Origin of the sequence: Nocardia grenadensis (genome assembly GCF_050942415.1) — a bacterium.
In the GTDB taxonomy this organism is placed as follows: Bacteria; Actinomycetota; Actinomycetes; order Mycobacteriales; family Mycobacteriaceae; genus Nocardia; species Nocardia grenadensis.
This window is the reverse complement of the sequence record NZ_CP192054.1, coordinates 4,670,551-4,683,218: the sequence shown is the minus strand read 5'-3', so window position 1 is coordinate 4,683,218 and position 12,668 is coordinate 4,670,551. Positions and strand designations below refer to the sequence as shown.

Below are 12,668 nucleotides of genomic sequence, written 5' to 3'. Positions count from 1 at the left end.
GCCGGCTCAGGGGGTCGATGTGCGGAGTTGTGCTCGCGAAGAAAGCTGATCCCGCGGCGCGATCTGCCTCGGGGTGCTACCGAACAGCACCTGCACGGGCGGCTTCTCCGTGTCGACCACCCGCAACAGGGCCGTCGGTGGTTCGGGTGCACCGGTGTGTTCGGTGTGCGCTCGCGCGGCGCGGTACCGGCATCGGGCGCCGGGATCCTGCCGGATTCGGTCGAGTACGCGGGCCCGCGCACGCGGGCCCGCATACCGATCAGCTGCTGCCGAAGAGGCCGCGCAGCAGATGGCGGACCCAGCCCGCCGGGTCCTGCCAGCCGCGGTCCCGGTGCCGGTCGTGGTTCCAGTGGTCGTCGCGATCGCGATCGCGATCGCGATCCCGATGGCGGTCGCGGTCGCGGTCCCAGTGGCGGTCGCGGTCACCGTGGCGGTCGCGATCCACCTGGGTGTAGCCCGGGGCCGGGGCCGCCGGGTCGGCCATCGCGGGCGCCGCGAGGCCGGCCAGCGGGACCAGGGTGATGGCACCCGCGGCGGCGAGCCGGGCGGTGGCCCGGCGGATCGCGGATACTCGGTTCGTGCGGAACACGTCGAATCCTCTCGTGCTGTGTCCTGCGGCACAGCCGGAGTGGCCGGCCGGAAGACGTTGAACCTTCACCCTCGCGCAATGGTCGCGAAAGTCACAGACCTTCCGCGGATTCGATCGAGAAATCATCCCCGGGTACTACGGGGAATCCCGGGGTCCTGCTTCCACCGGGCGGTGAGCGGGTCATCCGTGCGGCGGACGGCCCCGTCGGAGCGTGACGCCGGTCTCCTGGCGCTGCGTCCTTCCTCGCGATGGAAAATTTTCGAAGTGGAGGAACTTTCCCGGACATGGCATCGTTGTCAGAGAGATCAGGCGGATCGACCGTGGTCCGTCTGGCTCGCAACAGAAAGTATGAAGTAAGTAACATGGCTCAAGGCAGCGTGAAGTGGTTCAACAGCGAGAAGGGCTTCGGCTTTATCGCGCAAGACGGGGGCGGACCTGACGTCTTCGTGCATTACTCGGCAGTGTCGGGAAGCGGTTTCCGTACCCTCGAAGAGGGTCAGCGCGTGGAGTTCGAGATCGGGCAGGGCCAGAAGGGTCCGCAGGCTCAGGACGTCCGCGCCATCTGAGTGGTGTGACGAAGCAGCGAGGCCCCGTACCGGAAGGTACGGGGCCTCGCTCCGTTTCCGGGGGAATTCGCGGCCTCGGCCGGAAGCCGACCGCCGGGTATGAAAATTCCCTGTCGGCTCGGCACGAGTGAGGTCCTGGTTCGCCGGTCGTCGTTTGCCGGTCGGTCCAGGTGTGCCGAACCGAATTATCGAGCGAGCGTCCGTGGCCGTCCGGTGTGAAAATTCGGCAATTCGAATTTCCCGGTTCGAATCCCGATATTCGGACTGCGCGGATTTCGGCCGAACGCCACCCCGAATGCTTTTCCTCTACTCCCGATCCGGCTCGGCGGATTCGGAACCGGTCCGCGGACCGAGCCGGTGTACCCGCGGCGGTATCCGAATCCGTGGCGGCAGCCCCGCGGCCCGGGAGAATGCGCCCCGCACCTGTACAGCCACGGCTCCCGCCCGGGTGAGCGACGCTCCGGTGCGTGATCCGGCCCACCCACGCGACCGCGTACGCGCAGGTCGGTCGATACCTATAGCAGGGGGTGGGACATGGCCGGATCGGTCCGAACTAAGCTTGGCCCCGTCAACTGGCCGTCCCCACATCCAGGAGTACCCCACTGTGAGCCAAGCAGGCCGTCCTGTAGTTCTGATCGCCGACAAGCTCGCCCAGTCGACCGTCGACGCGCTCGGTGACGGTGTCGAGGTCCGCTGGGTCGACGGCCCCGATCGGCCCGCGCTGCTGGCCGCGGTGCCCGAGGCCGATGCGCTGCTCGTCCGCTCCGCGACCACCGTCGACGCCGAAGTCCTCGAAGCCGGCAAGAACCTGCAGATCGTCGCCCGGGCCGGAGTCGGCCTGGACAATGTCGATGTCCCCGCCGCCACCGAACGCGGCGTGATGGTCGTCAACGCGCCCACCTCCAATATCCACACCGCGGCCGAGCATGCCGTCACCCTGCTGCTGAGCGCGGCCCGCCAGATCCCGGCCGCCGACGCCACCCTGCGCGAGCGCACTTGGAAGCGCAGCAGCTTCAACGGCGTGGAGATCTTCGGCAAAACTGTCGGTGTGATCGGCCTGGGCCGGATCGGACAGCTGTTCGCGGCCCGCCTCGCCGCCTTCGAAACCAAGATCGTCGCCTACGACCCCTACGTCTCCCCGGCGCGCGCCGCCCAGCTCGGCATCGAACTGCTGAGCCTCGACGAGGTGCTCGAACGGGCCGACCTCATCTCCGTCCACCTGCCGAAGACCCCGGAGACCAAGGGTCTGCTCGGCAAGGACGCGCTCGCCAAGACCAAGAAGGGCGTCATCATCGTGAACGCCGCGCGCGGCGGCCTGGTGGACGAGGGCGCGCTCGCCGAGGCGATCACCTCCGGACATGTCCGGGCCGCCGGTATCGACGTCTACGAGACCGAGCCCTGCACCGACAGCCCGCTGTTCGACCTGCCCCAGGTCGTGGTCACCCCGCATCTGGGCGCCTCCACCAGCGAGGCCCAGGATCGGGCCGGCACCGATGTCGCCAAGTCCGTGCTGCTGGCCCTGGCCGGCGAGTTCGTACCCGGCGCGGTCAATGTCACCGGCGGCGTGGTCGGCGACGAGGTCGCGCCGTGGCTGGACCTGGTTCGTAAACAGGGCGCCCTGCTCGGCGCGCTCGCCGACGAACTGCCGGTGAGCCTCGAGGTGCAGGTGCGCGGCGAACTGGCCGCCTCCCAGGTCGAGGTGCTGCAGCTCGCGGCACTGCGCGGGGTATTCTCCGCGCACGTCGACGATCAGGTCACCTTCGTCAACGCCCCGGCACTGGCCGAGGCCCGCGGGATCAGCGCCGAGGTGACCACTGTGAGCGAGAGCCCCAGCCACCGCAGCCTGGTGGATCTGCGCGCCGTGTTCGGTGACGGCCGCACCATCAATGTCGCGGGCACGCTGACCGAGCCGCAGCAGGTCGAGAAGATCGTCAACATCAACGGCCGCAACTACGATATGCGCGCCGAGGGCATCAACCTGGCCGTCCTCAACTACGAGGACAAGCCGGGCGCGCTGGGCAAGGTCGGCACCGCGCTGGGCGCCGCCGAGGTCGATATCCTCGCCGCGCAGCTCACCCAGGACGCCAACAAGGAAGGCGCCACCGTCGTGCTGCGGGTCAACAAGGAGGTGCCCGAAGCGGTGCGTTCCGATATCGCTGCCGCGGTCGGTGCCGCCAAGGTCGCCCTGGTCGACCTGTTCTGAGCTGTTCCGTGCACGCCGCCGCCCGGGCCGGTGGGCGGCGTGCGCCGCGGGGTACGCACCCGCCCCGGGCCACGCGGTCCGGGGCGGGCCGCACCCGGCCACCGTCCCGGTGACAGACCTACCCGGCCCGGCAGCCGCGTCCCGCTGGAGTTCGCGGCCTCGTTCGTAGAAAGCGTGGTTGTCATGAAACTCGCCGTGATCCCTGGTGACGGTATCGGACCGGAAGTCGTCGCCGAGGCGCTGAAAGTGCTCGATGTGGTGCTGCCCGGAGTCGAACGGACCCACTACGACCTGGGCGCCAAGCGTTACCACGCCACCGGGGAGATCCTGCCCGAATCGGTGCTGCCGGAACTGAAACAGCACGACGCGATCCTGCTCGGCGCCATCGGCGACCCGTCCGTACCCAGCGGCATCCTGGAACGCGGTCTGCTGCTGCGCACCCGGTTCGCGCTCGATCACCATGTGAACCTGCGCCCCTCCAAGCTGTACCCGGGCGTCGGCAGCCCGCTGGCGGGCACCCCGGATATCGACTTCGTGGTGGTCCGGGAGGGTACCGAGGGCCCGTACACCGGCACCGGCGGCGCGATCCGGGTGGATACGCCGCACGAGGTCGCCACCGAGGTCAGCACCAATACCCGGTTCGGTGTCGAGCGCGTGGTCCGCTACGCCTTCGCCAAGGCGCAGGCCCGGCGCAAGCATCTCACCCTGGTGCACAAGACGAACGTGCTCGCCTTCGCCGGTTCGCTGTGGCAGCGCACGGTGGACGAGGTCGGCGCGGAATTCGGTGATGTCGAGGTCGCCTACCAGCACATCGACGCCGCCACCATCCACATGGTCAACGATCCGGGCCGATTCGACGTGATCGTCACCGACAACCTGTTCGGCGATATCATCACCGACCTCGCCGCCGCCGTCAGCGGCGGTATCGGCCTGGCCGCCAGCGGCAATATCGACGCCACCGGCACCAACCCGAGCATGTTCGAACCCGTGCACGGCAGCGCCCCCGATATCGCCGGCCAGTCCAAGGCGGACCCGACCGCCGCCATCCTCTCGGTCTCGCTGCTGCTCGAGCACAAGGGTGAGACCGCTGCCGCCGCCCGTATCCAGGACGCGGTCGCCAAGGATCTGTCCGGCCGCACCGGCACCGCGTCGACCACCGAGATCGGCGATCGGATCGTTTCCGCCCTCTGACCTCGAGGGGCCCGGATTTCCGTGCGCGAAATCGGGTTGCGTGTTCGATACCATCGGGGATACCTGGGCGTATCCCCGATAGACGGCCCGAGCACTTGGAGGCAGCATGACCGCGTGGCACGCCACCAGTGATGTCGGCTTCGGCCCGTACACAGTGCTGGATCTCTACGATCTGCCGGAGGACGGCAAGGGTTTCGAACTCGAAGACGGATGGTTGGTCGAGGTGGCAGCGGGGGCGCGGCACAACTTCATCGGGTGGTCGCTGGCCGGCCGAATCCGGACCGCCGCGGAATGCGCCGACGTATTCGTCTGTGACGGCGTCGAGTGGGAGGTCAGTACGCCGTCGGGTGTCCGTAAGCCCGATGTGTTCGTCGTGCCGAAAGCAATGGCGCGAGCCGCGATTGTCGACGAATCGCCGAAACTGATCCCGGGTACCGACATTCTGTTGGCCGTCGAGGTGGTGTCACCGGGTAGTGGCAGTGAACGTACCGACCGAGTGCGCAAGGTCCGCGAGTACGCGGCGTTGGGAATTGCGGAGTACTGGCTCGTCGAACATCAGCCGCATATACGGATTCATCGAGGCACCCTCGACGGTGCCTCCTATCGGTGGGACCCGCCGGTCGCGGAAGGCGCAGAGTTCATCGCCGAGATCGAGGCCGACGCGAGAATTCGCGTGGCGCTCGATCCGGCGGTGCTCATCGAGATCTGACGAGTTCGATCCGCTCGTCCGACCCGGCCGGCCGCCGGATACATCGCCGATACGACGAGCGTGTGGTGGTGCGCGCTCGCTCACGCCTGCGGGGATCAGAAGGGTGGGATAGGGACCGGCGAACGGAACCCGGTCCGCGCGAACGACTCGGCTGTACTCATCGAGACTCGGCTGGTTATTCGTTGGCCGGCCGGTAGGACCGAGGGCGGCGGAAACGGATTCGGCTGCTGATTATTCGAGGGGCTTTTCCGACGCCACCGGGACCAGCGGGATCGCCACCGCCGCCAAGGCCGCTGCCGCCAGGTAGACCGCCGGGAAACCGGTCGCGGTGATGAGCGCGCCGAATACCGGCGGCACCGCGGCGACGGTCAGGTTCTGGCCGGTGTTCTGGATGCCCAGGCCGCGACCGCTCCAGAACGGCCCGGCGCGTTCGGCGATGGCGGTGAAGGCCAAGCCGTTGTCGGAGACCGTGACCACCGAGGCGACGACGAGCAGTGGGACGGCGGCCCACCACCAGTGGGTCCAGGATGTCAGCGCCAGCAGGGCCATAGTGGCGACCGCGGCGATCGCGACCTGGCGCAGCGGGCCCATCCGGCTGCCGACCCGGTCCGACCAGGCGCCGGCGCCGATCCGGCCCAGCGCGCCCAGGATCTGGGTGAAGGTGACCAGCGCGCCGGCCGCCGCCAGTGACCAGCCGAGGTCGCGGTGCAGCCACAGCAGCGCGAAGGTCCAGACGGTGGCCTGAGGCACGACCAGCAGAATCGATACGCCGTGGATCCGCCACAGTGTGCTGCTACCCCGGTAGGGGTTGGCGCCGGTCGCCTGGGCTCGGGCCGGCCGGGGCGGGTCGACGATGCCCAGCAGGCAGCACACGGCGGCCAGTCCGGCCAGTAGCGCGGGCACGCTCAGCGCGGGCGCGACCCCGATCCGGTCGGCGACCAGGGGCACCGACATCGCCGCGATTCCGACGCCCAGCGGCTGGCCGGTCTGCCGGATTCCCATGGCGAGGCCGCGCCGGTCGGGCGGGAACCAGCCGACGATCACCCGGCCGCTGGCGCCGTTGGTGCTGGCGGCGCCGATCCCACCGAGGAACAGCAGGGCTCCCAGGGCGGGATAGCTGGTGGTGAAGGCGGCGGCCGCCCCGGCCGCGCACATGATCACCGGCCCGGCGACCAGGGCGATCCGTTCGCCGACCCGGTCGACCAGATAACCCCAGGCGATGAGGGTGCAGCACAGGCCGACCGTGGGCATGGCCACCAGCAGGCCGGCGGTGGGCAGCGGCATACCGCCGGCGGTCAGCGCGGGGAGCAGGAACGGTACCCCGTGCACGAAGATCGCGCTGGACACCTGGGCGAAGACCCCGAAGCCGAGCATGAGCCAGCGGTGGGTGGGAGAGATCTGTCTGCCGGACGCGGCGATCGGGAAGGCCGCCGAGGGACTGTGCGCCATAATTCCCCATCTCGGAGCGAGCGTATCTCAATATATGAGAATCAATTCTCAATCTTTGAATTTACGACGGCCACGGTACACCCCGGAGGTGGGGATCTCGCAAGTAGTGGCGCGGTTCTCACCATCGGGCGGACCGACCGGTCGGGCGCATTCGGGCTGGTGGACCCGGCTGGATAGACTTCCGTCATGCGTCTAGGTCGAGTTGCCAGCCCCGACGGGGTCGCGTTCGTCGCCATCGAAGGCGAAACCGCCAAGGAAATCGCCGAACACCCGTTCGGTACCCCGACGTTCACCGGCCGGAGCTGGCCGCTGGCCGATATCAGGCTGCTCGCCCCGATCCTGGCCAGCAAGGTGATCTGCGTCGGTAAGAACTACGCCTCCCATGCCGCCGAGATGGGTGGTGAGGCGCCGGCCGAACCGGTGATCTTCATGAAACCGAATACGTCCATCATCGGCCCCGACATTCCGATCATCGTGCCGCCCAGTTCGTCCCGCGTCGACTTCGAGGGCGAACTCGCCGTGGTCATCGGGCGGCCCTGCAAGGACGTTCCCGCGGCCCGGGCCAAGGACGTCATCCTGGGCTATACCGTCGCCAACGATGTGACCGCCCGCGACCAGCAGGCCCAGGACGGCCAGTGGACCCGGGCCAAGGGTTACGACACTTTCTGCCCGCTGGGCCCCTGGATCGAAACCGAACTCGATCCGGCGGACCTCGAGATCACCACCGAACTCGACGGTGAAGTACGTCAACGTAGTACCACATCGCTACTCCTGCATGATATTCCGGATATCATCGAATGGGTCACCCGTGTGATGACCCTGCTCCCCGGTGACGTGATCCTCACCGGAACTCCCGAGGGTGTCGGTCCGATGAAAGACGGTCAAACGGTCTCGGTCACCGTCTCCGGTATCGGCACGCTGACCAATCCCGTTGCCGCAAAACGCTGAACGAAAGAGGGACATGACAAACGTACGGGTCCGTTTCTGCCCGTCGCCCACCGGGACACCGCATGTCGGGCTCATCCGCACCGCGCTGTTCAACTGGGCCTATGCCCGCCATCAGGGCGGCGCGTTCGTCTTCCGTATCGAAGACACCGATGCCGCACGGGATTCCGAAGAGTCCTATCAGGCACTGTTGGACGCGTTGCGCTGGCTCGGACTCGATTGGGACGAAGGCCCGGAAATCGGTGGGCCCTACGAACCCTACCGACAGTCGCAGCGGCGCGAAATCCATCGCGACGTGGTGCGGAAACTCCTCGATGCCGGTGAGGCGTACGAATCCTTTTCCACGCCAGAGGAAGTCGAGGCGCGTCACCGGGCGGCCGGTCGTGATCCGAAACTCGGCTACGACAATTTCGACCGCGATCTCACGGCCGAGCAGATCGCCGAATACAAGGCCGCCGGCCGAGGCGCGGTGGTGCGGCTGCGGATGCCCGATGCCGATCTCACCTGGCACGATCTGGTACGCGGAGAAACCACCTTCAAAGCCGGTTCGGTGCCGGATTACGCTCTCACCCGCGGCACCGGCGATCCGCTCTATACGCTGGTCAACCCGGTCGACGATGCCACCATGCGGATAACCCACGTCCTGCGCGGCGAGGATCTGCTCTCCTCCACGCCGCGCCAGCTCGCGCTCTATGCCGCGCTGCAGCGGATCGGGGTCGCCGATTTCACTCCCGAATTCGGTCATCTGCCGTTCGTGATGGGGCAGGGGAATAAGAAGCTGTCCAAACGCGACCCGGAGTCCGACCTCTTCCTCCACCGCGACCGGGGATTCATTCCGGAGGGGCTCCTCAATTACCTCGCGCTCCTCGGCTGGAGCATCGCCGACGACCGCGATGTCTTCTCCATGAACGAGATGGTCGCGGCCTTCGATATATCGAAAGTGAATTCGAACCCGGCCCGCTTCGATCAGAAGAAGGCCGACGCGATCAATGCCGAGCACATCCGTTTGCTGGATCCGGGCGATTTTGCCGGACGGTTGCGCACTTTTTTCACGGACCGCGGATATATCGGTGCCGGAATAGACGAGAAGGTTTTCGCCGCTGCCGCCGATCTGGTGCAAACGCGCATTGTCGTGCTCGACGACGCATGGGGTCTGTTGCGATTCCTCTTCGCGCCGTCCGACGAGTTCGGTATCGACCCCGCCGCGGGCAAGAAGAATTTGGGTCCGGACGCCGTTCCGGTATTGGATGCCGCAATTTCCGCACTCGAACCACTGACCGCCTGGACCGCATCCGCGATCGAGGATGCCCTGAAAGTCGCGCTCATCGACGGAATGGAATTGAAACCGCGGAAGGCATTCGCGCCGGTGCGGGTATCGGTCACCGGATCGCATATCAGTCCGCCGCTGTACGAATCCATGGAACTGCTGGGTCGCGAGCTCACCATGCAGCGACTGCGCGGGGGCCGCGAATGGACGCCGCCGGCCGAGTGAGCGGCGGTGCGACGCCGTCCTCGCGCCACCCAGGACGGCGTCCGTCCATCCGCCACCCGCGGCCGGGCGGCACGCCGCAGCACCGTTACACACTCGATGTGGCGGCGTGACCAGGCGATTTGTAGTTTCCCCGGAACGGTTTGGTACTCTCTTTCTCGGCCGGAACGACGGTGCCACCGCAGCCAGCGGTGCAGCCGAAAGTCCAGGTCATTGGGGTATGGTGTAATTGGCAACACAGCTGATTCTGGTTCAGCCATTCTAGGTTCGAGTCCTGGTACCCCAGCGGAGATCGCTCTCAGCTTCATCGTCCAGATGCGGTACGGAACGAGTTATCCAGGCGATTTGGTCGCCGCCGCCCGGTCGGTTACGCTGATCGAGCTTCGGATCGAAAGATCCGCGATCCACTCCAGCCAGGAGTTGGTCATAAGTCCTGGCCCCGTCGTCTAGCGGCCTAGGACGCCGCCCTCTCAAGGCGGTAGCGCGGGTTCAAATCCCGTCGGGGCTACTCCTCAGTTGCGAGGCCCATGCTCACAGAGAGCATGGGCCTTTGCTGATTCGCGATGTTTTGCGGGGGTGTAACCCTCGCACCCCGCCCAGGCGGGCTCGGCGGCGGGATGCGTCCGACGCCCGCCTTCGGGCCGGTAGCGGCCGGAATGGGTGCCGGGTGCTACCGGGCCGACAGCACCCGGAGGTCGATCAGTCGTCCAGGGCGTGGGCGGTGGAGCCGCCCAGGGGCATGGCGGGCAGACCCAGTTTGCGGTGGTCCCAGCTGCGGATGCGATCGGGGACGACGCGGACCGCGACGCGTTTGTTCAGCATGCCCTCGACGTACTCGCGCATATTGTCGGTATACGGGCCGGTGTAGCGTTCCCAGACGCTGACACCGACGGCGAACAGTTTCTCCGGGTCGTCGATGACCTCGGCGCGGCCCTCGAGGGAGACTCCGCGCAGGGTGTCGTAGGTTTTTCCGGCCTCGATCATGCAGGTGACCGTGGGGTTGCGGCGTAGGTTGACGGCCTTCTGGGATTTGCCCTTGGTCTCGAACCACAGTTCGGGTATCGCGTCGGGCCGCTCCGGATCGGTGATCAGCGCGTACCACATGGCGGTGAGGTGCGGTTTACCGTCCGCACCCAGGCTGGCCAGGGTGGCGACGCGACTGCGGGTGAGGAAATCGGTGATCTCGGTATCGGTCATCACGATCTGCGACCGTTGGTTCACTCCCATCAGGCCACCATAAGTGACGGCAGCTGCCCGCCGCTCAGAGTCGGCGGTGCAGCGCATCGGCGGCCGCCACCAGGTCCGCCGCCCAGCGAGCCCCCGGCCGGCGGCCCATTCGATCGATCGGGCCCGATACCGAGACCGCGGCGACCACCGCGCCCTGCTGATCGCGTACCGGCGCCGAAACGCTGGCCACCCCGGACGCGCGCTCACCGGCGCTCTGGGCCCAGCCGCGTTTGCGGACCTCCGCGAGGGTGCGCTCGGTGAACATGGCGTCACCGAGGACGGTGCGCTGCAGGTCGGGATCGGCCCAGGCCACCAGTACCTTGGCGGCGGATCCCGCGGTGAGCGGGAGACGGGAGCCGATCGGTACGGTATCGCGCAGCCCGGCGGGGGGTTCGAGGGCGGCGACGCAGACCCGTTCGTTGCCCTCCCGGCAGTACAGCTGCACACTTTCGCCGGTGATCTCGCGCAGCCGGGGCAGAATCGAGCCCGCGGCCTCGAGCAGCGGATCGGCGGCGCCGGCGGCGAGTTCGGCGAGGGCGGGGCCGGGGCGCCAGGAGCCGTTGCCGTCCCGGGCGAGCAGCCGGTGGGTTTCCAGGCCGACCGCGAGCCGGTGCGCGGTCGCGCGGGGCAGGCCGGTGCGCTCGCACAGCTCGTTGAGACCGCAGGGTCGTTCGGCGACCGCATACAACACTGCCACCGCTTTGTCCAGGACGCCGATACCGCTATGCTGTCTCATACAACGATATTAGCGTCCTGCATTCTGAGATGCCATTACGAACTGCCCAGGTGGCGTCCTTGGAAGTGGTCGCATGATTCCAGCTAGCGCGTATCCGGTGCCGGGCAGGCCCGGGCCGGATGCCGAGCCCGAAAGGTGATCGAAACAATGCCACGTACGCTGGCCGAGAAGGTATGGGAACAGCACGTCGTCGCCCGCGGCGAGGGTGAGGGCGAGGCGCGCGAACCCGATCTGATCTACATCGATCTGCATCTGGTGCACGAGGTCACCAGCCCCCAGGCCTTCGACGGTCTGCGGGCCGCCGGTCGTCCCGTGCGCCGGCCCGATCTCACCATCGCGACCGAGGACCACAATGTCCCGACCGTCGATATCGACAAACCCATCGCCGACCCGGTGTCGCGAACCCAGGTGGAGACGCTGCGCCGCAACTGCGCGGAATTCGGCGTCCGGCTGCACCCGATGGGCGACCGGGAGCAGGGCATCGTCCACGTCGTGGGACCGCAGCTGGGGCTGACCCAGCCCGGCACCACCGTGGTCTGCGGCGACAGCCACACCTCCACCCACGGTGCTTTCGGCGCGCTGGCCATGGGAATCGGCACCAGCGAGGTCGAGCACGTGCTGGCCACGCAGACCCTTTCGCTGCGGCCGTTCAAGACGATGGCGATCACCGTGGACGGCGTGCTGCCGCCGGGAGTCACCAGTAAAGACCTGATTCTCGCGGTGATCGCCGAAATCGGCACCGGCGGCGGCCAGGGCTATGTGCTCGAGTATCGCGGTGAGGCCATTCGCAATATGTCGATGGAAGCGCGGATGACCGTCTGCAATATGTCCATCGAGGCCGGTGCCCGAGCCGGAATGATCGCCCCGGACGAAACCACCTACGAGTTCCTGAAAGGCCGCCCGCACGCCCCGCAGGGCGCGGACTGGGATGCCGCGGTCGAGGCCTGGGAGGCGCTGAAGACCGACGACGACGCGGTTTTCGACCGGGAGGTGCACATCGACGCCGGCGCGCTGACCCCGTTCGTCACCTGGGGCACCAACCCGGGGCAGGGGCTGCCGCTGGCCGCGAACGTGCCCGATCCGGCGGAGATCGCCGACGAGACCGCCCGCGAGTCCGCGGAGAAGGCGCTGCGCTATATGGATTTGACCCCGGGTATGCCGCTGCGCGAGGTGTCGGTGGACGCCGTTTTCGTCGGATCCTGCACCAACGGCCGGATCGAGGATCTGCGGGCCGTGGCGGAGGTGCTGCGGGGCCGCACGGTGGCCGAGGGCGTGCGAATGCTGGTGGTACCGGGCTCGATGCGGGTGCGGGAACAGGCCGAGGCGGAGGGGCTGGGCGAGATCTTCACTGCGGCCGGGGCCGAATGGCGGCAGGCCGGATGCTCGATGTGCCTGGGAATGAACCCCGATCAGCTCGCTCCGGGCCAGCGCTGCGCGTCCACCTCGAACCGGAACTTCGAGGGCCGGCAGGGCAAAGGCGGGCGCACCCACCTGGTGTCGCCGTTGGTGGCCGCCGCGACCGCGGTCCGCGGCACGCTGTCGGCGCCCGCGGACATCGACTGAG

The 12,668-nt window shown here is 67.6% G+C and carries 11 protein-coding genes and 2 tRNA genes; 9 read left to right on the top strand and 4 right to left on the bottom strand.

Features of this window, described 5'->3' with window-relative positions; all coding sequences use genetic code 11:
• Positions 1-259 precede the first annotated feature (259 nt).
• On the bottom strand, positions 260-589 hold the full coding sequence (locus tag ACQPYS_RS21380; protein ID WP_433490580.1) for a hypothetical protein: 330 nt from the start codon (positions 587-589) through the stop codon (positions 260-262).
• Between the two features lie 362 nt (positions 590-951).
• Here ACQPYS_RS21380 and ACQPYS_RS21375 point away from each other — a divergent pair, with 362 nt between their 5' ends.
• From ACQPYS_RS21375 to ACQPYS_RS21360, 4 genes are all read left to right on the top strand, one after another.
• Entirely contained in the window at positions 952-1,155 is a 204-nt protein-coding gene (locus tag ACQPYS_RS21375) for a cold-shock protein (protein ID WP_030521844.1), read from the top strand.
• 604 nt (positions 1,156-1,759) lie between these two features.
• A complete protein-coding gene (serA, locus tag ACQPYS_RS21370; RefSeq protein WP_433490579.1) occupies positions 1,760-3,358 on the top strand; it encodes a phosphoglycerate dehydrogenase in 1,599 nt (532 codons plus the stop codon).
• Positions 3,359-3,541: 183 nt separating this feature from the next.
• Positions 3,542-4,549, top strand: a complete 1,008-nt coding sequence (locus ACQPYS_RS21365; RefSeq protein WP_063041374.1) for a 3-isopropylmalate dehydrogenase — start codon at positions 3,542-3,544, stop codon at positions 4,547-4,549.
• Between the two features lie 106 nt (positions 4,550-4,655).
• A complete protein-coding gene (locus tag ACQPYS_RS21360) occupies positions 4,656-5,258 on the top strand; it encodes a Uma2 family endonuclease (RefSeq protein ID WP_433490578.1) in 603 nt (200 codons plus the stop codon).
• Between the two features lie 231 nt (positions 5,259-5,489).
• On the opposite strand, the gene ACQPYS_RS21355 is transcribed toward ACQPYS_RS21360, so the two are convergent.
• Positions 5,490-6,707: an MFS transporter gene (locus ACQPYS_RS21355; RefSeq protein WP_433490577.1), complete on the bottom strand. Its 1,218-nt coding sequence runs from the start codon at positions 6,705-6,707 to the stop codon at positions 5,490-5,492.
• Between the two features lie 186 nt (positions 6,708-6,893).
• On the opposite strand from ACQPYS_RS21355, the gene ACQPYS_RS21350 reads away from it, so the two are divergent.
• From ACQPYS_RS21350 to ACQPYS_RS21335, 4 genes are all read left to right on the top strand, one after another.
• Positions 6,894-7,655, top strand: coding sequence for a fumarylacetoacetate hydrolase family protein (locus ACQPYS_RS21350; RefSeq protein ID WP_063041372.1), 762 nt, complete (start codon positions 6,894-6,896; stop codon positions 7,653-7,655).
• Between the two features lie 13 nt (positions 7,656-7,668).
• Positions 7,669-9,144, top strand: a complete 1,476-nt coding sequence (gltX, locus tag ACQPYS_RS21345) for a glutamate--tRNA ligase (RefSeq protein ID WP_433490576.1) — start codon at positions 7,669-7,671, stop codon at positions 9,142-9,144.
• 211 nt (positions 9,145-9,355) lie between these two features.
• Positions 9,356-9,427, top strand: a tRNA-Gln gene (locus ACQPYS_RS21340).
• Between the two features lie 149 nt (positions 9,428-9,576).
• Positions 9,577-9,649: transfer RNA gene (locus ACQPYS_RS21335), tRNA-Glu, on the top strand.
• Between the two features lie 191 nt (positions 9,650-9,840).
• On the opposite strand, the gene ACQPYS_RS21330 is transcribed toward ACQPYS_RS21335, so the two are convergent.
• Positions 9,841-10,368 (bottom strand): pyridoxamine 5'-phosphate oxidase family protein, encoded by a 528-nt coding sequence (locus ACQPYS_RS21330; RefSeq protein ID WP_433490575.1) that lies wholly within the window; start codon positions 10,366-10,368, stop codon positions 9,841-9,843.
• Positions 10,369-10,402: 34 nt separating this feature from the next.
• Positions 10,403-11,104: an IclR family transcriptional regulator gene (locus ACQPYS_RS21325; protein ID WP_431940402.1), complete on the bottom strand. Its 702-nt coding sequence runs from the start codon at positions 11,102-11,104 to the stop codon at positions 10,403-10,405.
• Positions 11,105-11,251: 147 nt separating this feature from the next.
• Here ACQPYS_RS21325 and leuC point away from each other — a divergent pair, with 147 nt between their 5' ends.
• Entirely contained in the window at positions 11,252-12,667 is a 1,416-nt protein-coding gene (leuC, locus tag ACQPYS_RS21320; protein WP_433490574.1) for a 3-isopropylmalate dehydratase large subunit, read from the top strand.
• The last annotated feature ends 1 nt before the right edge of the window (position 12,668 follow it).